The sequence below is a fragment of the Microbulbifer pacificus genome (genome assembly GCF_002959965.1).
GTDB lineage: Bacteria > Pseudomonadota > Gammaproteobacteria > Pseudomonadales > Cellvibrionaceae > Microbulbifer > Microbulbifer pacificus_A.
Genome location: NZ_PREV01000027.1, coordinates 913,024 through 939,095 on the forward strand (window position 1 = coordinate 913,024; position 26,072 = coordinate 939,095).

The following is a 26,072-nucleotide window of genomic DNA, read 5'->3' on the forward strand; positions in this document are numbered from 1 at the left end:
AATGACATCTATTGAAAAATTTGAATGTCATGAAAATCAACCACGTAATGGGCAACACGACTCATAGCTCAATATTCGATGCTTTCATCGGGTATTTCAAAAAATATGCACCGCCTTCCGTAGAGCATCTCGTCTCTCCTGACCCTATCGAAGGCTGTGATGTCTATCACCACCATCGTCCCCATATTTCCAAGTCTATTCCCAAGAATTCTGTCTGTACGGTGCACCACGACTTGAAGGATCAGGATGGGTGGCTCAGCCTGGATAAGTTCATCGAAGCGTACCGTGACTCGGCGGCAGTCGTCTGTTTGAACTCAGAGCAGGAGCGGCTATTAAATAATCAATATCAAATAGACAGTACGATTGTAATTCCTCACGGAATTAATACCGCAGTATTTGATCCTAAGAAAAATTCTGCCTCAGCGCGTGAAAAGGTCACTTTAGGGTTCTTTTCTCGCCGTTATGGTCGAGGAGTAAAGGGTGAGTTTCGGTTGTATGAAATTGCCAAGCGTCTGTCTGCTGAAAATTTTCGTTTTCTTCTTGTTGGTAAAGATCGCTTGATCGACGCGAAAAAGCTCGAGTCAATGGGTTTTGAGGTCGAATGTTACGAATTTTTGCCGTATCGCCTTATGCCAGACGCCTACGCTAAAATTGATGCCCTGTTGATTTTGTCGAATTTTGAGGGTGGTCCTGCCTGTATCCCGGAAGCTGTTTACACCCATACGCCAATTTTTTCGACTCGTGTTGGTATGGCTATTGATTATGTCAGGCCAGCCCTTGGTGAAAATGGCCTGTTCCTTGACGATGATTTTGATATTGCTGCCGAGGAGATAATGGAGTTTTTTTCGCTAAAAAGATCGCTTTCCTTTTCCCCCGTTTTATCGTGGCAGGAAGTTGTAAGCAAATATCACTCGGTATATCAGGCGGTTGTTGAAAAAAATGAAAACAGATATTTTAATTTCGGACCCGGTTCATATTCACAGAAGGAATTTTTCCAGCCTGTTTGAGTACCTGGATAAAAACAGTATTCGGTATAAAGAGTGTTTTCACGCGAAACACCTCAGGAATATTAGGATTAGAAAGTGTAATCATCAGGAAGAGCTAGTTGGATACATTGATAGGCTTAAAGATCTCGAATTCAAAGAAATTATTGAATTTGAGTTTCAGGGAATAGATTTAAGTAAAATTGTCGAATATGAGCTACTTGGCGAAATGATTGCGGAGGGTTCATCAAGCTACAGGTACATGAATGGTGAAGATTTTATAAAGCACGCCTATCAAAACCACAATTCTCTGCTGATCACGTCTTACGCCCTTGCGATCTACTGGGTCGATTTCTGGTTGAGTTCGATTTCAAGAGAAAAGTATCGATACGCCATAATTTTTTCTGGATCAAGTATTGCAACCCGAGCGTTGTCCAAGTGTTGTGAGTTAATGCCGACCGAGCCAGTGCTAGTTGAGAGTTTCTTCACCGGAGCCCACTATTACTTTGAGAATCGGTATTCTCCACTACCAAACAAATCAGATGTAAGATTTTTCAGAGGAAGCACTGGAAATATTGATTCCGCCAAATGGAAGTTATCCTCAGAATATTTGTCGTGTGTCTCGTCGCGCAACAAAAATGTGAAGCAGCCGATTGATGCTATTAGTCATCTCGAGAGTAACGCTTATGCGTTGATTAGCTGCCAGGTGATCAATGATTACTCCCTTCTGAATAGTAATTACCCAAAACTTGCAAGTGCAGAAACCTACGTATTAATAATTAAAGAGATTCTAGATAAAACGGATTTAGATGTTTTTGTAAAGATTCATCCTTGGGAAAAAGTAAAGCTAGCGCGCGAGACCTCTCTTACTGAAGAAGTAATTCGTGATTTCGCCAGTGACCTTCCTGAAGATACTCGATGCAGGGTTAAACTAATTGAGTCAGAGAACTTGAGCCAGTTAATTGAAGGTTGCGCTGCGTTTATTACTATTTGCTCTCAGTCCGCATTGGAAGCTGCTTTTCTGGGGAAAAAGCCAATAGTCAGTAACTCTGCTTTTTATGCCTCAAAAGGCTTTTCCTATGAGTTTTCCGATCCAGCGGCTGTTGTCAGCCATATTCTGAGTGAGGAATATTGCTCAGAAATATGTCTCAGTGAATACGACAAGTTCATTAACTTCATGAACTTTTGTATGCACGATAGCTTGATCGAAGAGAAGTTAACAGATGCTTCGTCGCAGAAGCTATCCAGGGTTTTGAGTGGATGTATTAGTCATCGGTCGAAAAAAGTTGCGACAAAGGTGGAGTGTCCAGAATACAAGTATTTGGTTGAAAGGAATTTCATAAAAAGAAATATTTTCAAAATTCTAGAGCGACCCGAACAGATTCTGATTGATGCTAGAGTTGTTTTTAAATCTCTTCTCGGCAAGATTTTTTGATACTGGCTAATAGCGAGTAAATGATAAAGTTTTGTTTTCAAGGGAAACATTATTTTGAGCATCACAGAGAGTTAATGCGTGGAGCAGATGGCAGAGAATACAGCTGATTTTGGCCGGGTGGCTGTGACAGCCGGAGTGGCCAAGTCTTCCCGACTGGAGCGCCCGGTAGATATCGCTGATTACGCGACTGTGTACGGTGGAACTGCTATTGGTAAGTATACTTACATTAACGTGGGGACGGTGGTGTACTCTAATGTCAGTGTCGGTCGATTCTGTAGTGTTGGCCGGCAGGTGGAAATTGGGACAGCAAAGCACCCTGTTGACTTCCTCAGTACGCACCCTTTTCAGTACGCATCTTCGCTGTTTATGAGAGACCCGGTATATGCCATGGTGAGTAGAAAAAGTTGGCAGTTTCATCCAGAAACAAAAATTGGAAATGATGTTTGGATAGGTGCCAAGGCTTCAATTAGTAGTGGTGTTACTGTCGGCGATGGCGCGGTGGTGGCAGCAGGGGCTGTCGTTACTTCAGATGTTCCGGCATATGCCATTGTAGGTGGTGTGCCCGCGAGGATACTCCGTTACCGCTTTGAGCCTGAGGTTATCACGCAGTTGCTGGAGCTACAGTGGTGGGGGCTTTCTCTGGATAAGATTGCGGAGCTTAATTTTGACTGTATCGATGATTGCATTAAAGGCCTGAAGCGCATCCGAAAAGAGTGCGCTGCTGTCGTTTAATTCGGTAGTGATAGTCACTCAACAGTCATTGATCTTCTCACTATGTCGTGTGAGAGAACAATGAGTTCAAGCATTGTCGTGCTCGTATTTTTATGGCGCTTATAGCTTGCTCAATTGTGCTGTATCTCGTGATTTCAATATCAAATGGCAGAGTTTTGCGCTTTGAATTCAAGTCAGAGTTGGGAATAGGACGTTGGCGTTCTTTCAAGTAATACAGAAATGCCTCTTGTAACACGACCTGGGGTGCGGTGTTGTTAAGGTTTTTAGGAATGCTGGAATCCAGGGGTTGTAAATAAATTGCGTTGCTGTTTTGAAAAATCCCCTGACCTAATGCAATCGTCGGCTTTTCAAAAATCAGGCTTTCCAGTAGGACGGTGCTATTGATTCCAATTACCGCATGCGATTCCGCGATTAACTTCTGAAGCGGCGTATTTCCATCCACATGGATTCGATCATTTAGCCTATTGAATTCTTCATGGTTAGTGTCGCTAAGAGGGTGTGGCCGAACAACAATTGGCCGAACAGGGTCAGTGTTATCGATGACCCATTGCAAAAGCGCTTTCATGCCTTTGAAGGGAGAGAAGAGTGTGATGTTGGTATCGGTCTCCAGTTGTAAAGGGACAAAATAGTACCCGTTATCGCGGCTTTTCGGTACTCCGTAGCTTTGGCGGTACAGGGTTTTCCACTTTTTGATTTCACTTGTTTGCGCTGGATCCAGCGGCGGGGGGGTAGCTCTGGATATTGAGCTAGCTGCATTTACCCCCTGTGGGTCCGAATAGTAGGTGTTCTTCTGGGGAAACCAGCCGGATTCCAGAAATAAAAACTGTTGCGTTGGGTTGAAGCTTTTGACGAGGCTGATGAAGCTTTTTTGGTAGTCCATAAGTCCGTTCCAGATGACGATGGTGTCTGGCCGGAATTTTTTAAGTATTTTCTCGTGAAAGTACGACTTGTACGCCGATATCTCTTCGAGGGTTTTGATTGAGGGGTCTTCCAGGAACTTCTTGTTTAACGGTCGGTTTAGAGGCGTAGCAAAAAATGGAACGCCCGTTTTGGGCACCCCTGATCGAATGACGTTCAGGCAGTTTACAATATGCGGTTTTACGATGTCGTTCCTTTTGAGAAGCTGGACATCTTCATCAAGTAGAAGAAATACGGTATATCCCTGATTCTCGTAATCACGGGCAATGCGGGTGATTACGTCGGCCCGGGTAATATCCGGCATTGCTTCATAAATGAGTATACGCATTAGTTCTGGGAGTTTTCGTAGGCATCTACAACATCAGCACTGTCGCCATACTTCGCTACTTTTCCGTTTTCAATCCAAACCGCTTTGTTGCAAAGCCGTTTTACGGTAGAAGATGAGTGCGAAACCAGCACAACAGTATCACCAGATTGAATCTTATCTTTCATGATCGCTTCAGATTTTTTCTTGAATTTGGTGTCTCCGACAGCGAGAATTTCATCAATAAGAAGAATGTCGGACTTGAGATGAATGGCGACGCCAAATCCAAGTCGCTGTTTCATGCCTGAAGAATAGTTTTTTATGGGCTGATCAAAAAAGTTACCCAGTTCGGAGAATTCTTTAATTTCATCAAGCTTGCTGACGATATGCTTCTTTTTCAGCCCCATCATCATACCGCTGATTACGGCATTCTGGCGCCCGGTAAGATTTTGGTCGTAGCCAACGGTGAGAGAGAGGAGGGTTGTATGGTACCCGTAATTAATCATTTCCCCAGCGTCGGGCTTGATGATTCCGTTCAGCAGGCGTAGGAGTGTGCTTTTCCCCGCACCATTCCGGCCAATGACGCCAAGAGAATCACCTTCTTTAAGGTCAAAGCTCACACCGTTGAGTGGCGTATGAGTTGTGGTTGCCCGCGTAAATGGAATCCCCGAGCGATAAGTCACTCGTACATCTTTAAGGCTAATTACGGTTTTACTATCGCTCATCGTTGCATCAAGGCTCTGGCAAATACCGGGTTGAGTTTGCATATCAGCAGGCGAGCCAGCGTATACAAGCAGAAAACACTGCCTGTGTAGATGGCCAGGCTGCTGGTATCGGGAGCATTATTATACATAAGTACGTCTCGGTAACTCTGGATGATCCAGACCATCGGGTTGTATGCGAGAACACTTTGAATGCTTTGTGGCAGTGAGCTGACTGCGTAGAGAATTCCAGAACCATACATGCCAAGACGAAGTAAGTGTGGAATTAAATTGGATAGGTCTGGCACGAAGGGGATCAGTGAGCTGGCGATCAGGCCGCAGGCGTAATTCAGGAAAAATTGGAGAACTAAGATCACCGGAAGATAGATGTATGTAATGGTTGGTGGGTATCCCATCCCCCAAAGTGCAATTAATAATAAACTGAATACTATACTGAATTTAAAGGTATCCATTACGACGTTAATCGATGGCAGAACTAGCTTGGGGAAGTTTACTTGACTGATTAGTGCTTGGTTCTGATTTATCGATACTGAACAATGATTGACACACTGTGCAAACCATTGCCAAACGACCAATCCAACCAGCAGAAAGGGAACAAAGTCGTCAGTTCCTTTCTGGAAAATTACTCCAAAAATAAAGTAATAGATTGCCATTGAAAAGAGGGGTTCTATTATCCACCAAAGAAAACTCAGGTATGTTTTTGATGCCTCCGAACGGAGGTTGCACAGTGCCTTGTAGAAGACGATGTCACGATGATGCTTTTTCAGAAAAATCACGATTTACAATACTTTTTTGGTATTCAGTTAACACATGTGCGGCGACGGACTGTGCAGACAAGCCAACTTCCGGCAAGCCGATAACGTCAATATCACGTTTAGCCTCACATAAAAGAATTTTCAGTTTTTCTACGTCACCGATGGGGAAGAGAGCCGGCTTCGGCAGTATTTCCGCACACCCTGGAATGTTGGACGCAATAGTTGGCTTTTTTCTGGCCGCCGCTTCAAGTAGCACCTGGGGCTGGTTCTCCGGTGAATTACTCGGAATTACAAAAAGGTCAACAGCGTCAAGGAAGTCGCGGCTCTCACTTTCGTTCAGTTCACCCATATAGCGGGTAAATGTGTATTTTCCCAACGCATCATTAGCATATTTTTGGTCGACAATTCTTCCTGCGACTCGCAGTTCTATTTCAGGATCAGCTAGTTCGTGCAGTGCTTGTCCGAGCGTGTGAAGTCCCTTGTGAGGTGCGATTGCACCCAGAAAGCCAACGACAAACCGATCACTTTCTTCCCGTTCGATTTCTTTCGCCTCAAACCAAGTTGCCGCGAGGCCGGCAGGAATGTAGTGGCAGTTATCCAGATCAAAATAACCCTTCAATCGCTTTTGGCCGGTCCTGGATAAGCAGATTACACGCTGGGCATCGATTAGCACTTCACGAAGCTGACGCTCGCGATTGTCCCAGGTGTCTGCCCTTGCGGATGCGGAGTTCTTGAGCCTCAGAATCTCGGCAACGCCATTACGGATAGAGGGGATTTGCGAGACTGCACGGATCAGGTTGTTTGGGTGCGTTTCCGCTATACAGCGCATACAGCTCCGCGAATCCGCAAAGCCCTCACAAAATTCCTGTGACTTAAGAGTCAAAGTGTGCTTGGGACAAAGCCACCAGAAGTCAGTGACAGACACAAAGTAGGGAATGCCGAGCTCTCGTGCTGCATGAAGAATATTTATCCCGATATGGGCAGGATTTGCCATGTGCAGTACATCTGGCTTCAATTTGGCGAGAAGGCTCAAATAGCTGGTAATCGAGTCCCCGCGAACTGTATGCCATCCCGCGGTCGGTAATGTCACGATTTGGAGGTTTTCGTCGTGACACTGGGCTAGATCAGTTACTATCCGCTCCGGGTTCCCCCCTGCCACAACAACCTCGCACCCTTGCGCGCTCAGATGGCGAGCCAGGTTGCGAATGTACTTTTCAGTTCCCTGGTTGTACCCAGGACCGAATTGCATGGTGCAGAGTAATATTCTCACGTTGACACCGGGGCTGTTGGGGGCGGTAATATACCGTAATGCTTTTAAAAACAACAGGTTATCATTGGGCGTCCGGCCCGATTGTTAAGTGAGTCTCCTTTGCCTCCAGAGTTCCGAATACTCCAGTGCTACAGGACCTTTTTTCCCGAGTCCCAAGGGGGACTGGAACAGGTTATTCTCGAGATTGCCCAAAATGTAGGCGGTTGTGGCGTGCTGACGCTCGCAGAAAAGCCAGCCATGGAACCAGTGGTGGGAAAGGTTCCCGTACTTGCGGAGAAGCGCTGGCTGTCGGTTGCATCTTGTTGTATCGGTCCAGGATTCATCCGGACGTTATATCGTTTGAGGGCATCCCTTCTGCATTTCCATTTTCCATGGCCTTTTGGCGACTTGGCTTTCCTTGTGGCGGGACGGTCACGCCCTATGGTGATCACTTATCACTCTGATATCGTTCGTCAACGGTTCTTGGGTATGTTGTACCGGCCTCTGATGACGCGTTTCCTGACGCGAGCTGATCGCATCGTCGCGACCTCGCAGAATTACGTCGATAGCAGCCCCATACTGGCGTCATATAGACACAAGGTAGAAGTGATACCGTTGGGTATTTCTGAGAAGGGTTACCCTGAGCCTTCAGATAGCCAGCTCAACTCGGTGGAGCGTCGCTTTGGCCGTGACTTTATGCTTTTCATTGGGGTGCTGCGATATTACAAGGGGCTTGAATACCTGATCAAGGCAGCGGTGGGGCAACCCTATCAGGTTGTAATTGCCGGAAGGGGGCCGGAGTTTGGGAGACTGCAAGTTTTGGCTCGGGCTCTCGGGGCCAGCAATGTCGTTTTTGCTGGCTTTGTGGCCGATGACGAAAAAATGGCGCTGTTAAGGTTGTGCCGCGCTGTAGTTTTCCCATCACATCTGCGATCAGAAGCTTTTGGCGTCACCCTTATAGAGGGGTTGATGTGTGGTAAACCTCTTATTTCCTGCGAAATAGGGACTGGAACAAGCTATGTGAACCAGGATGGGGAGACTGGTTATGTAATCCCTCCGGCAGATGTCGATGCCCTTCGCGAGGCCATGCTGGCGATGTGGCATGATCCGTATTCTGCACAAGCAATGGGGCATGCTGGTCGCCGCCGTTACGAAAAATTTTTCACGGGTGAAAAAATGGCGGATGCTTACAGGAGACTCTATGACGAAGTTCTGAGAGAGAGGGGAGAATAAGAATGGCCCGGATTGGTGTGGATGCTCGCCCACTTTCGGCCTCCACTACAGGAATAGGGCGCTACACTCACGCGATACTGTCGCGCCTCGTACACTGTGAGCATCATTTTTATCTTTACAGTCATGAACCGTTGCAAATGCATTTTCAGGGGGCGTCAAACGTCACTGTTCGCTGCGGCAATATTCGCAGGCCGAGCCTCAGCTCCGTTTTCGCGCAGACTGCTTTTCCATTTTGGGCGTGGCGGGACAAGATTGACCTCTTTTGGTCACCGCGTCATCACTTGCCGTTATGTCTGAGGCCTTCAGTTTCAAAACTCGTCACCGTTCATGATCTGGTTTGGCAAAAGTTTCCAGAGACGATGTCTCGCGCTGGTCTGCAATTAGAGAGGCTGTTGATGCCTCCGACGTTGTGGCTCGCAGATGCTGTCATCGCCGTTTCACAAAGCACCGCAAGTGAGGTGCGGACCGCATACCCCGGGGTTTCAGAGCGGGTGCATACTATTTACGAAGCTCCCTTTCTAGCTCTCGGTGACGCCGATGTTGGGCTTGGTGAGTACTTTCTTTTTGTTGGGACCATCGAGCCCAGAAAAAACCTAATAAGGCTGTTATCTGCATACGCGGAATATCGGAAATCCTGTGGCGCCCCTTTGCCGTTGCTGATTTGCGGAGCAAAGGGGTGGGGACTGCCTGAGCTCGAAGGCAAACTGCAGGAATTGCACATTGAAGATGCGGTAGAGATATTGGGCTATGTTACCGACGAGGAATTACCGCGCCTTTATCGTAATGCACGTGCACTATTGATCCCGTCGCTTTACGAGGGATTTGGGCTCCCTATTGTAGAAGCTTTCAGCCAAGCTACGCCGGTTATGACATCGGACCGTGGGGCTATGCGGGAAATCGCGGGTGATGGCGCGTTACTTGTAAATCCCGAGGATGTCTCAGAACTGGCTTCCGGTCTCTTGAAGCTCACCGAGGATCGAGGTTTTGTCGGGCGGCTTAAGCTTTGCGCTCATGCGCGAGCAAGGCGGTTCTGTTGGAAGCGCGCGGCTACGCAAACTCTCGATGTCATGGATTCTCTGCTCAACGGTTAAAGCCTGATTTACACGGATTTACTTTCGAACAAGCCTGGCAAATCACTCTCCTTTATGCCCGCTCGTCTATTGCTCAAGCGGGAAAGCCTGTCGATCAGTATTTGAAGTTGTTGTCTGTTTAATGGCTTCGGAGGAGCCTTGTAAATTGCGTCGTGTAAAAGCTCGGTGATCTGTGTCAGTTCCGGAATGCTCAGCTTTTGCGCTGCGCTGTTTAGGTTAACTGCTCCGAGTCCTTTCCAGCGGTGGTTAACCCAGTCGAGTACCCCGGTGTGAATCTCCTGAGGAGTTCCCGCTGCAATAAGGCCTTTAAGTTGCTCTGAATTTGTACTTTCACGAGGTGTTTGCTTTGATTTTCGGGGAGGAGTGGTTTTTCTTCTTAGATGGAAGAAATAAACAACCCAAAGAAAGTGAGAGGCAATTGCGGCTATGGCGACTTTTTGCCAGAAGCCGGGTACGGCCTTTTCAGTTGCTGGTTGAATGGTGGTGCCGGGGAGATTCGGATTGCTCGTTGCGTTAGAGTCAGAAATGGCCGCGCCTGATACGTTAAACCGAAACGCCGGCAACTGAGTCGCACGCTGTTGACCAGTTTTGCTATCCCACCAGGTGATCGTTATCGCCGGCAATTGATACTGCCCGGGTTTGGTCGCGACGATGGCCGTTGTTTCGGTACGTGTGCCGGTGATGCCGTTTGGTCCGGGCTGGTCTTCTTTCTGGGCCTGGTCGGGATACATCTTCAGGCCGTCTATGTCAGGGGTACTCAGCGGCGGCAGTTGTGCTGCTCGCAGTCCCTCCGCCCGTAAGGTGATGATGCGGGTAATCGGCTCGCCGACTTTGAATTCTTCCGGATCCTTACTCCAACTCTGAACCAGCCCAAGACTTGCCGCAGGTAACCAATGGCTGCCGCTGTAGCTACCGGGTTTGGGGTCAACTTTTACGGTTTTGGCTTCCGAGCGCAGGCGGATGCGTTGGGCGTTGCGGTTGAAGAGGGAGAAGGGGTCTCGTCTGCCGGTAACGGCGACATAGTTAAGGGCTGGAATCTGCAGTTCACCGGAGCTTTCCGGGAAGACCGCGTAGGTGAGTTCGTAAACGGCATGACCTACGCCCTGGATTCTGCGTTCATAGCGTTGTTCATCCACTTTTTCCACATGGGCGCCTGGAATCTGCAGGGGATCGGTGGCGATATCGTGGAGGCCTACGGTGGTGTAAAGGCGGACTTTCACCAGGAGTTGCTCCTGGACGTAGAGCTTATCTTTGTCCAGTTCAACTTCCAGAAACGCCTGGCGGTTGTTGCCGCTGGGGGATTCGCCGGCCGGATTCACGGTAATGGGGATGGCATCGGAGACCTGGCCGTGAAGGTGCAGGGAGGGGACGAACAGCTTGCCTTCTTTCAGGGGCGCGAGGACGACGGTCCACTCGACGAAGCTTTCTGCCTGGCCGTTGAACACACGATACTGGTTGGACTGCTGGCGTGATAGCACTTCGAAGTCCTGTTCCAGCAGGTCGAAGTCCGGTTGGCCGCCGCTTTGGGAGCCGCTGTAGCGGAGTGTAAGGGTAAAGGTTTCGTTGATGGCGAGTTCATTGCGGTCGACGCTCGCGGTGAGTTCCTGGGCGTTGGCAATACAGGAAACAGCAATCAGCAGCAGAGCGGAAAAAATCTGGAAAATTCTGCGCATGGTTTCGCCTGAACAAAGGCTTTGACAGGAGGTTTTGGTAGCGCTGGTTACCATCGTTGGGTGGCTCCGTTTTCCGGGGGCTGCCATTCACCGCTGCGATAGGCGCGGCGGCGCTGCAGGCTTTCATATTTGAATTTTTCCCGCATCAGGCCGGCGGGGTCATCGGGAATCTGGCGCAACCATTGGTCGAGGGCCTGTTGGGTTTCCGGATCCAGAGGGCTTTCCTCATCGCTGGGTTGGGCTTGGGCAGACTGGTTCTGCGCATCACCTTCCTGCTGTTGCTGCTGCTGTTGGCTTTCGGGCTGTTCCTGTTCGTCTTGCTCTTCCTGACCGGAGGACGCTTGCTCCTGATCGGAGGGCGGCTGATTCTGTTGCTGGTCCTGGGGGTTTTGTCCGGCATTCTGTTGCTGGGACTGGTCGCCCTGCTGCGGGTTTTGCTGCTGGTCCTCCTGCTGCCCCTGCTGGCTTTGCTGATTTTCGTCCTGCTGATCCTGTTGCTGATCGTTCTGTTGCTGCTCTTCGGACTGCCCGCCCTGGGATTGTTGTTGCTGCTGAAGTTTTTTCAGTTGTTCGGCGATGTCCCGATTGTGGGCAGCATCCGCGAATTCGGGGTTTTGTGCGAGCGCCTGGTCGAAGGCTTTGATGGCGTCATCAAAACGTCCTTGCTGGGTGAGGCTATTGCCCAGGTTGTACAACCCTTGGGGATCCGGACTCTGTGCAAAGTTCTTTGCCGCCGCGTCATACTCGCCGGCACGGTACTGGGCGGTGCCACGCCACTGGGAATTTTCAAACACCTTCGCGGCGCCGGCGGCATCGCCCTGTTGCAACAGTTCGCGCCCCTGCTGGTTTGGGGTTTGCCACAGGCTCTCAAGCTCCGCAGCTGTCGCTTCCGGGGCGGGCAAAGTAATTAATGCCGCGGTCAGCGGGAGGGCGCAGGCAAGCGTGCCTCTGCGGAACAGAAGCAGGGCAAATGGAAGCAAGAACAGCACTAGCCAGGGACCTTCCTCGTGCCACTGGTCAAACTCGCGTTCTGTGAGCTCAGCTTGCTCCGGGGTGCCGTTTTCCGGGAGGACGTGCGCAATATCGCTGTCATCCACGGTGATCTGGGCAAATTCTCCTCCCGTGCTTTCGGCCAGGCGGGTGAGTTCACGGCGGTCGAAGTTGGTGATGATGATTGCACCGCTGTCATCGGTCACGAAGCCGCTGCCGTTGCTTTTGGGAATCGGGCTGCCATCGCCACTGCCGACGGCAAGAATCGACAGGCTGACGCCGCTGCCTCTGAATGTGTCTTTGATGGTGCCGATGGCGGCCTTGTCGATGCCATCGGTGACCGCAAGCAGGCGCCCGCTACCGTTGGCGCCATCTCTGATCAATCTGAGTCCAGCCTCCACCGCCATTTCGATGTTGCTGCCGGGTACCGGCATGATCTGGGGTGAAAGGGAGGGTACCAGGTTGGCGATGGTTCCGGTGTCGTCGGTCAGCGGGGTAACCACATGGGCTTCGCCGGCATAGGCTACCAGGGCGGTGAGGCCATCTTTGCGCTGCTTGAGGATATCCAGGATTTTAAGGCGCGCGCGGGTGAGACGGTCGGGAGAGAGATCTGTTGCCATCATTGATGGCGACAGGTCGAGCAGTATGACCAGGGCATCCTGGTTGCTGTACACCGGTGTTGGCAATTTACGCCAGCTGGGGCCGGCAAGTGCGATGATGGCGCAGGCCAGCAATGTAAAAATCAAAGTAAACAGCCACGGACGCTTTTCGCCGCCGCGCATCAGCAGGTGGGGCAGCAGATCCGGATCAATGAGTTTTTGCAGTCCTCCGGCGGCGAACAGGGTACGCGCCAGCGCCCAGCAGAGAAGGGCGGCGGGCAGAATCAGCCACAGCAGCACCGGGCGCAGAAAGTGAAACTGGGTGAGATTGGCGGTGAGATCGGCAACGAGGCTCATGGGGTCAGGCCTCCCGCGGTGCTTGTTTCAGACTTGCCGGAACGATGAGTGCGGCGCTGCAGTTCCGCGCTTCCTGCGGTGAGCAGCGGAATTGCCGCCCAAAAAAAAGACAGCAGCAGGGCAATGCCCAGTGGCCAGATATAGAGAGCACGTAGAGGACGGTAGGTTTCTGCTTCCTGTTCTACGGGCTCCAGGCGATCCAGCTCCTCATAGATATTTGCAAGCTCAGTGGGGTTGTGTGCGCGGAAGTAGCGCCCCCCTGTTTTGTCGGCTATGGCCTGTAAGGTTTCGCTGTCGAGATCGCGGGATGGGTTTACACGGCGCGCGCCAAAACGAGAGCCGAGTAGTCCGGGCTGCACCATTTCCTCCGCGCCAACACCGATGGTGTACACCTTTACTCCAGCCTGCTTTGCCAGTTCGGCGGCTTTTAATGGTTCCACTTCGCCGGCCGTATTGGCGCCGTCGGTCAGCAGAATCAGAACGCGCTGATCCGCGGGACGCTGGGTGAGGCGTTTCACGGAAAGACCGATGGCGTCGCCAATCGCCGTTCCCTGGCCGGCAAAGCCGATCTGCGCTTCCGTCAGCAGAGTATCGACGGCCTCGCGGTCGAAGGTGAGTGGCGCTTGCAAATAGGCACGGGTACCAAACAACACCAGCCCGAGGCGGTCGCCCTTGCGTCGCAGCACGAAATCACCCACGACATTTTTTACTGCGGTGATACGCATGGCGGGGTTGCCGTTCAGGATCATATCCGGGGTTTCCATGCTGCCGGAAATATCCACGGCAATCAGCAGATCGCGGGCGCTGGTGGTTTGGGTAATGGGTTCGCCATACCACTGTGGACGAGCGGCAGCGGCCATCAGCAGGGACCAGATCAGCCACAGCAGCATCAGACTCAGGCGATTGCTGGTGGCGCTGCCGCCTTTGCGTGGCAGTTGTTGGTAATAGGGAACCTTGAGCGCGCTGTTCAATGGCTCGCTCTTGGGGAGCAGGTGCCGGGCGAGTAGTGGCAGCGGTAGCAGTAAAAACAGCCAGGGGAGGGCAAACTCAAACAACTTCGGCCCCCTCGTTTTTTTTCATCTCTTTATTCGCCGCGGTAGGCAAAGCTGTGGGCTGGTGTTTGCGTACCCAGTCGATGGCGAATTCGCGAAAATCTTTGAGGCTTTGCTGGTCGCCTTCTGCACCGCTGTACAGGTTTTCCAGGATTGCGCGACGTGCGGGCTCTGGCATTGGCACTTCTGAGGAGGTTTCGAGAAACCGGATCCAGCGCTGCCCTGTGAGCGGGCCGGTGGCCTTGCGGCCATAGGTCACCACCGCCACCCGTTTCAGCAGAATGTTGATTTCCTCGATGGCGCGCGGTGTGCCGAGGTTCAGTGCCTGCAGTAGCCGTACGCCTTCGCTGCGGTAGAGGTTGCGGCGGCGCTTCTGACGCAGGTGCAGGGCGAAGAGGATGCCAGTAAATACAAGTGCGATAACGGCGCCGGCCAGAATCCACCAGCCGGACGCCAGCGGCCACCAGCCGATAGGCGCGGGTTCGTGAATATCCCGCAGTTGCGCCAGCAGCTCCTGCATCTCTGGCGTCATTGGGTTGGTGGGCGCTGGTGCGGCCTGCTTCGGCAACATCGTCACGCGGGCCTCCGGCCATTGGTCGCACTGCGCTCTCCGTAGCGGTTCAGGAGAACCGGCACTACCGGCTGGGTGTTATCAAAGTCCAGCAGGGGCAGATGCAGACGGCGGCAGAGTTGCGCGGTTTGTTCTCGCAGCCGCGCCTGGTCCTGGGCAAACTGCTGGCGGAGGCCGCGGCTGGACTTGCCGAGAAAGGTGCGCTGTTTGCCATCGCTGATGGTGAGCGGCTGATCGGGAATATGTTGTTCCAGCGGGTCGGCTATCCGCAGTACCTGCAGGTCCGCATGGCGGGTAAGCAGGTAGAGCGGTTGCTCGCAGCTGTCGTCGAGGTCGTGACAGTCGCTGATCAGGAACAGGGCACTACCGGGGCGGGCAACACGGCGAGCCTCCTCTAGCAGTACGCTGAGAGGCTGGCTGCCGCCACTGGCAACCGGGCTTTGCAGGGCGCCCGCGGTTTCGACCATGCCGTGGATTGCGGCGAGCACCGCGTGGTGACTGCGGCGCGGGCGAACGGTTTCAACGTCGTGATCGGAAAAAAGCAGGGCGCCGATACGGTCACCATGTTGCAGGCCGGCCCAGCTCAGGGCCGACGCGATACTGCAGGCGGCGACCGACTTGAAGGCGTTCCGGCTGCCGAAAAACATCGGTGAGCGAAGGTCCAGAAGGATCACCACCGGGCGCTCGCGCTCCTCCTGAAACAGCTTGGTGTGGGTCTTGCCAGTGCGTGCGGTTACACGCCAGTCGATGGAACGCACGTCATCACCAGGCTGGTAATAGCGTACTTCCTCGAAGTTCATGCCGCGGCCGCGATAGCGGGTCAGCAGGTTGCCGGCCTGATCGCTGCGATTCACCCTGGGTTTGAACAGGCGCAACTGGCGGGCGATATGGCGCAGGCGCACCAAAGGCGCCACTTCCGGGTAGGCGCCGCGCAGGTTCAATTCACTGTGGTTGATCGCTTTCTGCACTTCTGTCAGCCCCTAAATCGCCGGGACCTGTTGCAGCAGGCGTCGGATAACCTGGTCGGCACTGGCGCCCGCGGCCTCTGCTTCGAAGCTCAGCAGCAGTCGGTGGCGCAACACGTCCGGCGCAATCGCCATCACATCATCCGGGGTCACATAATCGCGCCCTGCAAGCCAGGCATAGGCGCGCGCGCAGCGGTCCAGGGCAATCGTGGCGCGCGGGCTGGCGCCGAAGTCGAGCCAGGAGGCGAGTTCCGCGTCGTAACGTTGAGGTTCACGGGTAGCGATGATCAGTTGGACAATGTATGTCTCCACCGCCTCCACCATGGTGAGCTCGAGAATCTCCTTGCGTGCGGCGAAGATGGTGTCCTGACTGACGACGGCGGTGGGATGGCTCTCCCCCTGGCTCGCCTCGGAGCGGGCCAGCTGCAGAATTTTTCTCTCCGAATCCGCGTCCGGGTAAGAGAGATTGACCTGCATCAAAAAACGGTCGAGTTGCGCTTCCGGCAGAGGATAGGTGCCTTCCTGCTCAATGGGGTTCTGGGTGGCCATCACCAGAAAGAGCGGGGGAAGCGCGTAGGTTTTTCTGCCCACGCTCACCTGCCGTTCCGCCATTGCTTCGAGCAGCGCGGACTGCACCTTGGCCGGGGCGCGGTTGATCTCATCGGCGAGAATCAGGTTATGAAATACGGGGCCCGGCTGGAAATGAAATTCACCGGTCTCCGGGCGATAGATGTCGGTGCCGGTAATATCCGCGGGCAACAAGTCCGGTGTGAACTGCACCCGGTGGAAGTCACCCTCGATGGCATCGGCCAGAGTCTTGATGGCTTTGGTTTTGGCGAGACCCGGTGCACCCTCCACCAGAAGGTGCCCGTCGGCAAGCAGTCCGATGAGAATCCGATTGACCAAAGTCGTCTGGCCAATAATCTGCTGTTCCAGCCATTCACCCAGAATTTTTATCTGCTGGCGTGTGTCCATATCGTCACTTCTTTTGCCAATTTCCTGTTTCAATACGCTGCCCGGGACGAGGGGCTAACTATCATTAGAGCATCTCTATATATAGCCACTTGTCCGGTTTTCGCGGGCCGGTTGATTTTAGCGGCGATGCGCTGAGAGGCAACCGTTGCGCCCGCTTGGGCGACCTCAAGGCGGCAAGGTAGACAACAAATCTGACGTTTTGTTCTACGTTAATGCAGCATATTTAGCATTCTTGGCCGCGATGGCGATCGCGGCGATGGGAGGAAGCACGTGAATATGGCGACGGTCATTACCGATAGCCGGGAAGAGCTGCTGGCGCAGGTCGGCAGTTTCATCCGCGAGAAGCTGGGGGATAAGGCAGAGCCGGTGGCCGCCTTTGCGGAGCGGTTTCTGAACCAGTACCCGCTGGAAGATCTGGCGGGGCGGCGTCTGGCGGATGTGTACGGGTGCATCTACACCTGCTGGGACTTCATCCAGCAGCGCTCCGCAGGAGAGCCCAAGATCCGGGTGTTCAACCCGCGCCTTGAGGAGCACGGCTGGGAGTGTTCCCACACGGTGGTGTGTGTGTTGCAGCGAGACATGCCATTTCTGGTGGACTCGGTGCGCATGGAGATCAACCGCCGCAACACCGTGATCCACTCGATCAAAAGTACCGTGATGCAACTGCAGCGCGGCGACGACGGCCGCCTGCGTCAGCTGCTGCCACCCGGTCGCAAAGTGGCGGACGGTGTTGAAGAGGATCCCAAGGTTTCCAGCGAAGCGCTGATTTACCTGGAGATTAACCTGGACACCTCGGCCTCCCACGCCTCCGATCTGGCCCGGGCGATCCGCGAAATCCTCGGCGATGTCGAGTTGGTGGTAGACGACTACGTGCCAATGCTGGATACCTGCGCTGCCATGGAAGACCAGCTGCAGGCCAGTGTGGCCGACAATGATGCGAACCTGGAGGAGGCCGCGGCGTTCCTGCAGTGGATGCGCGACGGCAACTTCACCTTCCTCGGTTACCGCGAATACGAGTTCTGCCAGCAGGGGGACAAGAAAATCCTGTGCGAGGTGGAAAACCGTCGCCTGGGGATTTTCAAGAACCTGGAGCAGCCGGCCGAGCCGACCCCGGAGTACGCTTTTAACGAGGGCAAGCAGCGCTTCTATCAAGGGCCGAATTTCCTCACCTTCGCCAAATCTTCGGTTAAGTCCCGTGTGCACCGCGCCGCCTATTCCGATTATGTGAGCATCAAGCGCTACGATCCCAACGGTGAGGTGATCGGTGAGTCGGCGTTCATGGGGCTGTATACCTCGCCGGTGTACACGGAGAGCCCGGCGAAAATTCCCATCATTCGCCGCAAGTTGGCGTCGGTGATCGAGCAGAGCGGTCTCGCCCCCACCAGCCACGACGGCAAGGCGCTGAAGCGGATACTCGACACATTCCCCCGCGACGAACTGTTCCAGAGCAGCACCCGCGAACTGTTTGACACCACCCTCGGCGTGCTGGCGATGAACGAGCGCGCGCGCCTGAAACTATTCATGCGCAAGGATCCGTTTGGCAAATTTGTCAGCGCCATGGTGTATGTACCGCGGGATCAGTTCAACAGTGTGGTACGTGAGCGCATTGCGAATCGCATCGCTCGTGCGGTACACGCACTGGATTCCGACTTCACCACCTATTTTTCCGAATCCATTCTCGCCCGGGTGCACCTGGTGTTTCGGGTGGATCCCAACGAACCCGTAGAATTTGATGTAGCGCGATTGGAGGCGCAAATCGTGGATATTACCCGCAGTTGGGAAGACGTCTTCCAGAGATCCCTGATTGAAACCCACGGTGAGGAAGAGGGCAGCCGCCTGATCAGCACCTTCGGTCAGGCGTTCCCCGCGGGCTACCGCGAAGACTTTGAACCGCGCATCGCCGTGCAGGATGTGAGTTTTATTCGAGAGCTGTGCGGCGACAATCGCGTTGCCATGAGCTTCTACCAGCCCATTGGTGCCGAGCCCGGCAGCCTGCGATTCAAAGTATTTAACCTGGGGTGTGGTCTGACCCTGTCCGATGTTATTCCGGTGCTGGAAAATCTCGGCCTGCGAGTGATGGGGGAATTCCCCTATACCATCCGCCCGCAGGGGCAGCAGGATGTGTGGATGCACGAGTTTCATCTGGAGTTTGGTCTGCCCACGCGCATTGATGCGCAGGCCTCCCGCTCCCTGTTCCAGGATGCGTTCGCCGCGATCTGGGATGGCGTTGCCGAATCCGATTCCTTCAATCGCCTGGTACTGGCGGCGCGCCTCAACTGGCGTGAAGTCAGCATGCTGCGCGCCTACGCCCGTTATCTGAAGCAGACCAAGTTCGCCGCCAGCCAGTCATACATCGCCGCGACGCTCGCCAACCATGTGGAAATCACCCGCAACCTGGTGGCGCTGTTCCGGGCCATGTTCGACCCGCGTATCAACAGTGCGGATCGCCAGGACCAGTCGCGCGTCGAGCGCCTGATCAAGAAAATCCACGAAGGTCTGGACGGCGTAGACAACCTGAACGAAGACCAGGTAATCCGCCGTTATCTGGATCTGATCCGCGGAACCCTGCGCACCAACTTCTTCCAGCTGGACGAGCAGGATCAGCCTAAAGATTACATCTCCATCAAGTTCAGCCCGCGCAGTATCCCGAATATTCCCGAGCCGCGCCCGGAATTTGAAATCTTTGTTTACTCGCCACAGGTGGAAGGCGTACACCTGCGCGGCGGCAAGGTGGCGCGCGGTGGCCTGCGCTGGTCCGATCGTCTGGAGGACTTCCGTACCGAGGTGCTGGGCCTGGTGAAGGCGCAGGCGGTGAAGAATGCGGTGATCGTTCCCAGTGGTGCCAAGGGTGGCTTTGTGGTGCGTCGCCCGCCAGCGGACAACAGTCGCGAGGCGTTTCTCGAAGCCGGCATCAAGTGCTACAAGACCTTTATCCGCGGACTCTTGGACGTAACCGACAATCTGAAAGACGGGGAGGTGATTCCGCCGGAGCGTGTGATCCGTCGCGATGAAGACGACCCCTACCTGGTGGTTGCCGCAGACAAGGGCACCGCGACTTTCTCGGATATCGCCAATGGTATCGCCGCCGAGTACGACTTCTGGCTGGGTGACGCTTTTGCTTCCGGTGGCAGCAACGGCTACGACCACAAGAAAATGGGCATCACCGCGCGTGGCGGCTGGGTATCGGTGCAGCGTCACTTCCGCGAGATGGGTATCAATGTACAGGCGGAAAATTTTTCCGTGATCGGTATCGGCGATATGGCGGGCGACGTGTTTGGTAACGGCATGCTGCTGTCCGAGCATATTTGTCTGAAAGGTGCCTTCAACCACCTGCATATTTTTGTGGACCCGACGCCAGATGCCTCCAGCAGCTTTATTGAGCGCAAGCGCCTGTTTGAGCTTCCTCGCTCCAGTTGGTCGGACTACAACCGCAGTCTGATTTCCAAGGGCGGTGGTATTTTTGAGCGTCGCGCCAAGTCCGTAAAAATCACCCCGGAAATGCAGCAGGCATTCGACATCAGGGAAGACCAGCTGACGCCGAACGAGCTGATCAGTGCGATGCTGAAAGCGCCGGTGGATCTGATCTGGAATGGTGGCATTGGTACTTACGTCAAGGCGACCACCGAGAGCAACGCGCAGGTGGGTGACAAGTCCAACGATAATCTGCGGGTCAACGGCAGCCAGTTGCGCTGCAAGGTGTTCGGCGAGGGCGGAAACCTGGGGATGACTCAGCGCGGGCGCATCGAGTTCTCCCTGAACGGTGGTCGCTGTAATACCGACTTTATCGACAACGCCGGTGGTGTGGACTGCTCCGACCACGAGGTAAACATCAAGATCCTGCTGGACAAAGTCGTCGCCAACGGGGATCTCACCGAGAAGCAGCGCAATCAGTTACTGGAGGAAATGACCGAGTCGGTGGCGGAGCTGGTGCTGGACAACAACTACAACCAGACCCGTGCGCTGAGTGTGGCGGAATATCAGGTGGGTGATCGTTTCGACGAATATCGCCGCACCATCATTTCTCTGGAGGCTGAGGGCCGTCTGCGCCGTGCGCTGGAGTTCATTCCGGATAACGACACCCTGAATGATCGCCAGAACAAGGGGCAGTATCTCACCAGACCGGAACTGGCGGTGTTGATCTCTTATGTGAAGGTGAAATTGAAGGAAGAACTGCTGCACGCGCGCATCATTGATAACGAGCGGGTGCAGGAAGCGGTCGAGTCCGCCTTTCCGCCAGCGTTGGTGGCACGCTACAAGGGACTGGTTTACGACCACCAGCTGCGTCGCGAGATCGTCTCTACCCAGGTGGCCAACGAGTTGGTCAACAGTATGGGGATCACCTTCTACCACCGTATCAGTGGTGCGACAGGAGCCGATATCGACACCATTCTCGGGGCCTATATCAGCGCGCGTGATGTTTATCTGATGTCCGAGTTCCAGGATGGCGTGGCGGCGCTGGATTACAAGGTGCCGGCAGAGCTGCAAATGCAGTTGATGAACTCCATGATCGGTCGCGTCCGCCGCGCCACCCGCTGGTTCGTGCGCAACCGTCGCGGTGATCTGGACCCGGCGCAGGAACGGGATCTCTTCCAAGAGCCGGTACAGCGGGTTATTCGGGCATTGCCGGAGGTGTTGAGTGGTGAGCCGCTGCGGGAGTGGCAGAAACGTCACGAGCAGTTCATCGAGGCGGGTGTGCCGGAAAATCTGGCGCTGCTGGCCGCGTCGCCCACCTATCTGTTCTCCGCCCTGGGAATTTCCCAGTCGGCGAGGGTGAGTGATCGCCCAGTGGAAGAGGTGGCGAAGATCTACTTTGCGCTGGCGGATAAACTGGGGCTCTACTGGTTTGGCAACCAGATCATCGAGTTGCCGGCGGAGAGCTTCTGGCAGTCGCAGGCGCGGGAAACCAGCATGGACGATCTCGACAGCCAGATCTCCCGGCTCGCGATCAACATTCTGCGCCTCGCCGGTGAGGACGGCCTGGACATCGACAGTGCCGTGGATCGTTGGGTGGACGTTATGGCGCAACCGATCCAGCGCTGGGAGAGTCTGGTGAAGGAGCTGAAGTCCTCGCCGCAGGGTGACTTTGCCATGTTCACCGTGGCCCTGCGCGAGCTGATGTATCTGGCCAATGCGACCGCCGATCAGGAATCGCTGGCGGTGTAGGACAGGAACGTTTCCGGCGGCAACGGCCGTCGGAAATCCGTACGGGAAATACGATCAGGAAGTTCGTACAATAGCGCGCCCGCCCGCGGAGTAGACGACCACGGGCGGGCGTTTGTAGTTTGGAAACCCCAGATCTGGATCGCCTCAACTCAAAAGGACGCCCATGTATCAGCATCTGCGCAAAGCTCTGTTTGCGCTGGACCCGGAGCGGTCTCACCATCTTTCTCTCGATGCCATCGGTGCCGCCGAGCGCCTCGGGCTCATGTCTCTGTTCGCCAAGCCGATTCCGGACAATCCGGTGGAGCTGATGGGGCTGACCTTGCCGAACCCGGTGGGACTGGCCGCGGGTCTCGACAAGAATGCCCAGGCATTCAATGGCCTCGGTGCTCTCGGATTTGGTTTTGTGGAAGTGGGCACGGTGACGCCGCGCCCCCAGCCGGGCAATCCGCATCCGCGCCTGTTCCGCCTTCCGGAAGCAGAAGCCATCATCAATCGCATGGGGTTCAACAATCTGGGTGTGGATTACCTGCTCGAGCAGGTCAAGCGCCGCCGCTACTCAGGGGTGTTGGGCATCAATGTCGGCAAGAACTTCGACACGCCAGTGGAAAAGGCCGCGGACGATTACTGTATTTGCATGGAAAAGGTGTACACCCATGCGGATTACATTACCGCCAATGTTTCCTCTCCCAATACCAAGGGGCTGCGCGATCTGCAGTTTGGCGACAGCCTGAGTCAGCTGCTCAATGCGCTGAAAGAAAAACAGCAGCAGCTGGCATCCGAGCATGGTCGCTATGTGCCACTGGCAGTGAAGATTGCCCCGGATATGGACGACGAGGCCATTGCGCAGGTGGCCAGAACCCTGCTGTCGCACGACATCGACGGCGTTATCGCCACCAACACCACTATCGACAAATCATCGGTTGCCAGTCTTGAGCACGGTGCGGAAGAGGGTGGCTTGAGCGGTCGACCGCTGACAGAACGATCCACCGAGGTAATCCGTAAATTGTCGGAAGAGCTGAAAGGAAAAATCCCGATCATCGGCGTGGGCGGTATCTTTGATGGTGACTCCGCGGCGGACAAGATTCGTGCGGGCGCTACCGCAGTGCAGATCTATTCCGGATTTATCTACCGGGGCCCCGAGGTCATTCGTGAGGCTGCTGCGGCGATTGCCGAGCTGCACAAGGGGCGGGTGATCGCCAGCTGAGAAAAACGGCTGGAGATGCGATTAACGCGGCAACTAAATGTTGCCGGTTCGCCAGTATTTCAGGGCCGTCATTCAAATATTTCAGGACGAAATATTTGAATGCAGGGGTAATAGAACCCCGGACACAACTTCAAGTTCGCCCGGGGTTCTTACTGGCACGTGACAAACGTGTTAAGAGATTTGCTCGGAGCAACCACCTGGGGACGGCTACATGTTGGCTATGCGTTGAGCCTGCGCCGCACGCCCAAATCCACTCCAGTAATCCTGCCGGCCCTGACGCCAGCCATTTACCCATTCCTGGTGTAAGGATCCATTTTCATGGGGGCAACTATCGTGGTTTCTACCCTCCATGGCAGCAACGTAACCTTTGTGAAAAGCTCTATCGTTGGGATTACGTTTTTGGCGTTTCATAGATAGGGTACCTCTTGTGATTCCGCGTCTGATTCCGGGTCATTCTGCTCGGGCTTTCCCTGCAGGGGCTGTCCTGACCATTTCCCGGATGAATCCGATTTAAATTTCCCCCTTGTACAGAATCCAGCTTATTGTGGATGCTGCCCGGCGAGAAGAGCTACAGAAAACCAGAGTGATCTCTGCGCCGGAATGAATGAATTTTTCTGAAAACGTGCGGATTGAGTCGAAATCCGCCTATGAAGGAAGAGGGTTATGCCGCGTCGCCGGTAAAAGGAGAATGCGCTCCCGGTTTCCGGTATGCTTGCGCACATTCAACGGTTCTGTGGCCAGATTGCCAGTGCAAATTTGGCCGAAATTACCGGCCGTTGCCGTTTTATCACGAGATCGAGAGCCAACTTTGACTGCTCAGTATTCTTTTACCGCTACCTGTCCCAAAGGGCTGGAGAACCTGCTTGCCGAAGAGCTGCGTGCGCTCGGCGCCGAAGTTGAAAGAGAGCAACCCGCCGCGGTGCGGTTTGCTGGCGATCTGGCAATGGCCTACCGCGTCTGTCTGTGGAGCCGTCTGGCCAATCGCGTATTGCTGAATCTGGGAATCGCGCGTATCGCGGATGCAGAGGGGCTGTACCAGGCGGTCGTGGATATTCCCTGGGAGGAGCACATCAGCCCCACCGGCGTGCTGTGGGTGCAGTTTTCCGGCACCAACCGTGAAATTCGCAACAGCCAGTTTGGTGGACAGAAGGCCAAGGATGCGATAGTCGATCGTTTGCGCAAGGCGACCGGTGCGCGCCCGGATGTCGACAAGCGCGATCCGGACCTGACCGCCATGCTGCGCCTGCATCGGGACAGTCTCGAAATCGCCATCGATCTGTGCGGCGACAGTCTGCACCGCCGCGGTTATCGCACCCATATTGGCGCGGCACCGTTGAAAGAAAACCTGGCAGCGGCATTGCTGATGCGTGCAGGCTGGTCACAGGTTGCCGCGGAGGGTGGTGCTCTGTTGGACCCCATGTGCGGTTCGGGCACCTTTCTGGTCGAGGCTGCTCTTATGGCTGCGGACGTGGCGCCTGGCATTATGCGGGAGGGGTTTGCGTTTGAGCGCTGGTTGAATCACCAGAATGATCTCTGGTTGCCGCTGCGCGAAGAGGCGCTGCAGCGACGCGTGGAGGGACTTGCCAGATCTCTGCCGGAAATTCGCGGTTACGATGCGGATGCCAAGGTACTGTTTGCGGCGGAATCGAATATTGCCCGCGCCGGTCTAGATAAACATGTGAGGGTCAGTTGTCGCCCGGTTGCCGCGTTCAAGGCGCCGAGCCACCGCGAGGTGAAGCCTGGCCTGATCATCACAAACCCACCCTACGGTGAGCGTCTCGGAGAACAGGAAGCTCTGCGCGAAACCTACAGTGAATTGGGACGGCAACTGAAGCAGGAGTTCGGAGGCTGGAAGGCGGCGGTCTTTACCGGCAACCCGGAGTTGTGCCATTCCATGTCCCTGCGCTCCCATAAACAATACAAACTCTTTAACGGCAGCATCCCCAGCCAGTTGCTGCTGTTTGATGTTCACCAACAGGGGCAAGGCGGCGAGCAGGGTGGCGAGAAACCCCGCGCACAACTTTCCGAAGAGGCGCAGATGGTGGCCAATCGGCTGCAGAAAAATCTGCGGACCACAGGTAAGTGGGCCCAGAAGAGCGGTATCAGCTGTTATCGCCTTTACGACGCGGATCTGCCGGAGTTTGCTGCGGCTATTGATATTTATCAGTCTCTGGACGGAGAAATGTTTGCGCATATCCAGGAGTACCGCGCACCCGCAAGCATCTCCGAAGACAAGGCCCGTCGTCGCCTGAGTGATCTGGTGCGCGCGACCCGGCAGGTGCTGGACCTGCCTGCGCGAAGTGTCTCCATCAAGGAGCGTCGGCGTCACAGTCACAAAGAGAGCGGTGGCCAGTATCAGAAACGCGCGGAATCCGGGGCTCGGCGAGAGGCCGCCGCTGGATTCTGGGTGGGCGAATATGGCGCGCAGTTGGAAATCAACCTGTGGGATTATCTGGACACGGGCCTGTTTCTCGATCACCGCCCGGTACGTCAGTACCTGCGGCAGATTGTGAAGGGAAAGAAGCTTCTCAACCTGTTCTGCTATACGGCCACGGCCACGGTGCAGGCGGCGCTGGGCGGTTGTGTGGAAAGTACCAGTGTGGATTTGTCCAAAACCTACCAGGCCTGGGCGCTACGGAATTTCCGCCAGAACCAGCTGGATCCCTATCGGCACCAGTTGATCGAAGCGGATTGCCTGCAGTGGCTACAGGCGGCGCAACAGAATCGGCGTGGCCACTACGATGTTATTTTTCTCGACCCACCAACCTTTTCCAACTCGGCGAAAATGCGCGGCGTACTGGATATTCAGCGCGACCATGCCGAACTGATCCGTCAGTGTATGGCTCTATTGCGCCCGGCCGGGACTTTGCTGTTTTCCAACAACCTGCGCAGTTTCAAGATGGATGAAACGGTGCTCGGAGAATACGCCGTGGAGAATCTGTCGTCGAAGTTGCTGGACAAGGATTTCCAGCGCAACCCCAAAATCCACAATGTGTGGGAGATTCACGCGAAGTAGTTATTAGGGTGGGGATCTAAACGCCGTGGCGAGCGGGTGACTGGTGGTGGCCGCCGGAACGGAGGAAGCGGAATGTAGATCTAAT

Annotated in this window: 19 protein-coding genes; 8 read left to right on the forward strand and 11 right to left on the reverse strand. The window is 54.5% G+C overall.

From position 1 onward, the window contains the following. Positions 1-29 precede the first annotated feature (29 nt). The 3 genes from C3938_RS14640 to C3938_RS18400 all read left to right on the forward strand — a co-directional run bounded on the left by C3938_RS14640 (position 30) and on the right by C3938_RS18400 (position 3,150). Positions 30-1,007, forward strand: a complete 978-nt coding sequence (locus C3938_RS14640; protein WP_105103979.1) for a glycosyltransferase family 4 protein — start codon at positions 30-32, stop codon at positions 1,005-1,007. After that, a complete protein-coding gene (locus C3938_RS14645) occupies positions 940-2,418 on the forward strand; it encodes a hypothetical protein (RefSeq protein ID WP_105103980.1) in 1,479 nt (492 codons plus the stop codon). The genes C3938_RS14640 and C3938_RS14645 overlap by 68 nt, the downstream gene beginning before the upstream one ends. An 87-nt stretch (positions 2,419-2,505) precedes the next feature. Further along, positions 2,506-3,150 carry a CatB-related O-acetyltransferase gene (locus C3938_RS18400; RefSeq protein WP_418903586.1) on the forward strand — a complete coding sequence of 215 codons (645 nt, stop codon included), beginning with the start codon at positions 2,506-2,508 and terminating at the stop codon, positions 3,148-3,150. Between the two features lie 40 nt (positions 3,151-3,190). Here C3938_RS18400 and C3938_RS14655 read toward each other — a convergent pair whose 3' ends face one another. From C3938_RS14655 to C3938_RS14670, 4 genes are read right to left on the reverse strand one after another with little or no spacing between them, the layout of a single operon-like run. Further along, positions 3,191-4,396 carry a hypothetical protein gene (locus C3938_RS14655; protein WP_105103982.1) on the reverse strand — a complete coding sequence of 402 codons (1,206 nt, stop codon included), beginning with the start codon at positions 4,394-4,396 and terminating at the stop codon, positions 3,191-3,193. Further along, entirely contained in the window at positions 4,396-5,097 is a 702-nt protein-coding gene (locus C3938_RS14660) for an ABC transporter ATP-binding protein (RefSeq protein ID WP_105103983.1), read from the reverse strand. Before C3938_RS14660 ends, C3938_RS14655 begins: the two co-directional genes overlap by 1 nt. Beyond that, positions 5,094-5,870: an ABC transporter permease gene (locus C3938_RS14665; RefSeq protein WP_105103984.1), complete on the reverse strand. Its 777-nt coding sequence runs from the start codon at positions 5,868-5,870 to the stop codon at positions 5,094-5,096. Before C3938_RS14665 ends, C3938_RS14660 begins: the two co-directional genes overlap by 4 nt. Further along, positions 5,842-7,173 (reverse strand): glycosyltransferase, encoded by a 1,332-nt coding sequence (locus C3938_RS14670; RefSeq protein WP_158681716.1) that lies wholly within the window; start codon positions 7,171-7,173, stop codon positions 5,842-5,844. Before C3938_RS14670 ends, C3938_RS14665 begins: the two co-directional genes overlap by 29 nt. Before the next feature lie 45 nt (positions 7,174-7,218). Here C3938_RS14670 and C3938_RS14675 point away from each other — a divergent pair, with 45 nt between their 5' ends. Beyond that, positions 7,219-8,331, forward strand: coding sequence for a glycosyltransferase (locus C3938_RS14675; RefSeq protein WP_105104553.1), 1,113 nt, complete (start codon positions 7,219-7,221; stop codon positions 8,329-8,331). Positions 8,332-8,333: 2 nt separating this feature from the next. Continuing rightward, positions 8,334-9,422, forward strand: a complete 1,089-nt coding sequence (locus C3938_RS14680; RefSeq protein WP_105103986.1) for a glycosyltransferase family 4 protein — start codon at positions 8,334-8,336, stop codon at positions 9,420-9,422. Between the two features lie 8 nt (positions 9,423-9,430). On the opposite strand, the gene C3938_RS14685 is transcribed toward C3938_RS14680, so the two are convergent. Genes C3938_RS14685 through C3938_RS14710 form a run of 6 tightly spaced genes read right to left on the reverse strand, consistent with a single transcriptional unit; the run spans position 9,431 to position 16,604 of the window. Next, complete coding sequence (locus C3938_RS14685) at positions 9,431-11,095, reverse strand: BatD family protein (RefSeq protein WP_233998934.1); 1,665 nt, start codon at positions 11,093-11,095, stop codon at positions 9,431-9,433. 47 nt (positions 11,096-11,142) lie between these two features. Continuing rightward, a complete protein-coding gene (locus tag C3938_RS14690) occupies positions 11,143-13,041 on the reverse strand; it encodes a VWA domain-containing protein (RefSeq protein ID WP_105103988.1) in 1,899 nt (632 codons plus the stop codon). Next, the gene (locus C3938_RS14695) at positions 13,038-14,096 is read right to left on the reverse strand and encodes a vWA domain-containing protein (RefSeq protein WP_105103989.1); all 1,059 of its coding nucleotides are present in this window, start codon (positions 14,094-14,096) and stop codon (positions 13,038-13,040) included. The genes C3938_RS14690 and C3938_RS14695 overlap by 4 nt, the downstream gene beginning before the upstream one ends. Beyond that, positions 14,089-14,664 carry a DUF4381 domain-containing protein gene (locus C3938_RS14700; protein WP_105103990.1) on the reverse strand — a complete coding sequence of 192 codons (576 nt, stop codon included), beginning with the start codon at positions 14,662-14,664 and terminating at the stop codon, positions 14,089-14,091. Before C3938_RS14700 ends, C3938_RS14695 begins: the two co-directional genes overlap by 8 nt. A 2-nt stretch (positions 14,665-14,666) precedes the next feature. Further along, on the reverse strand, positions 14,667-15,632 hold the full coding sequence (locus tag C3938_RS14705) for a DUF58 domain-containing protein (protein ID WP_105103991.1): 966 nt from the start codon (positions 15,630-15,632) through the stop codon (positions 14,667-14,669). A 12-nt stretch (positions 15,633-15,644) separates the two neighbouring features. Further along, positions 15,645-16,604, reverse strand: coding sequence for an AAA family ATPase (locus tag C3938_RS14710; protein WP_105103992.1), 960 nt, complete (start codon positions 16,602-16,604; stop codon positions 15,645-15,647). A 276-nt stretch (positions 16,605-16,880) separates the two neighbouring features. On the opposite strand from C3938_RS14710, the gene C3938_RS14715 reads away from it, so the two are divergent. Beyond that, positions 16,881-21,767, forward strand: coding sequence for an NAD-glutamate dehydrogenase (locus C3938_RS14715; RefSeq protein ID WP_105103993.1), 4,887 nt, complete (start codon positions 16,881-16,883; stop codon positions 21,765-21,767). Positions 21,768-21,930: 163 nt separating this feature from the next. Then, positions 21,931-22,971, forward strand: coding sequence for a quinone-dependent dihydroorotate dehydrogenase (locus C3938_RS14720; protein ID WP_105103994.1), 1,041 nt, complete (start codon positions 21,931-21,933; stop codon positions 22,969-22,971). 207 nt (positions 22,972-23,178) lie between these two features. Here the strand turns inward: C3938_RS14720 and rmf are convergent, their stop codons facing one another. After that, positions 23,179-23,382 carry a ribosome modulation factor gene (gene rmf, locus C3938_RS14725; RefSeq protein ID WP_105103995.1) on the reverse strand — a complete coding sequence of 68 codons (204 nt, stop codon included), beginning with the start codon at positions 23,380-23,382 and terminating at the stop codon, positions 23,179-23,181. A 397-nt stretch (positions 23,383-23,779) separates the two neighbouring features. Between rmf and rlmKL the strand changes: the two genes are divergently transcribed. Then, on the forward strand, positions 23,780-25,987 hold the full coding sequence (gene rlmKL / locus C3938_RS14730) for a bifunctional 23S rRNA (guanine(2069)-N(7))-methyltransferase RlmK/23S rRNA (guanine(2445)-N(2))-methyltransferase RlmL (RefSeq protein WP_105103996.1): 2,208 nt from the start codon (positions 23,780-23,782) through the stop codon (positions 25,985-25,987). Positions 25,988-26,072 lie beyond the last annotated feature (85 nt).

Excerpts from the sequence above, each read along its gene's own strand:
- C3938_RS14640 (WP_105103979.1), top strand. The coding sequence starts at position 30 with ATGAAAATCAACCACGTAATGGGCAACACGACTCATAGCTCAATATTC.
- C3938_RS14645 (WP_105103980.1), top strand. The coding sequence starts at position 940 with ATGAAAACAGATATTTTAATTTCGGACCCGGTTCATATTCACAGAAGG.
- C3938_RS18400 (WP_418903586.1), top strand. The coding sequence starts at position 2,506 with ATGGCAGAGAATACAGCTGATTTTGGCCGGGTGGCTGTGACAGCCGGA.
- C3938_RS14655 (WP_105103982.1), bottom strand. The coding sequence starts at position 4,396 with ATGCGTATACTCATTTATGAAGCAATGCCGGATATTACCCGGGCCGAC.
- C3938_RS14660 (WP_105103983.1), bottom strand. The coding sequence starts at position 5,097 with ATGAGCGATAGTAAAACCGTAATTAGCCTTAAAGATGTACGAGTGACT.
- C3938_RS14680 (WP_105103986.1), top strand. The coding sequence starts at position 8,334 with ATGGCCCGGATTGGTGTGGATGCTCGCCCACTTTCGGCCTCCACTACA.
- C3938_RS14685 (WP_233998934.1), bottom strand. The coding sequence starts at position 11,095 with ATGCGCAGAATTTTCCAGATTTTTTCCGCTCTGCTGCTGATTGCTGTT.
- C3938_RS14690 (WP_105103988.1), bottom strand. The coding sequence starts at position 13,041 with ATGAGCCTCGTTGCCGATCTCACCGCCAATCTCACCCAGTTTCACTTT.
- C3938_RS14700 (WP_105103990.1), bottom strand. The coding sequence starts at position 14,664 with ATGTTGCCGAAGCAGGCCGCACCAGCGCCCACCAACCCAATGACGCCA.
- C3938_RS14710 (WP_105103992.1), bottom strand. The coding sequence starts at position 16,604 with ATGGACACACGCCAGCAGATAAAAATTCTGGGTGAATGGCTGGAACAG.
- C3938_RS14715 (WP_105103993.1), top strand. The coding sequence starts at position 16,881 with ATGGCGACGGTCATTACCGATAGCCGGGAAGAGCTGCTGGCGCAGGTC.
- C3938_RS14720 (WP_105103994.1), top strand. The coding sequence starts at position 21,931 with ATGTATCAGCATCTGCGCAAAGCTCTGTTTGCGCTGGACCCGGAGCGG.
- rmf (WP_105103995.1), bottom strand. The coding sequence starts at position 23,382 with ATGAAACGCCAAAAACGTAATCCCAACGATAGAGCTTTTCACAAAGGT.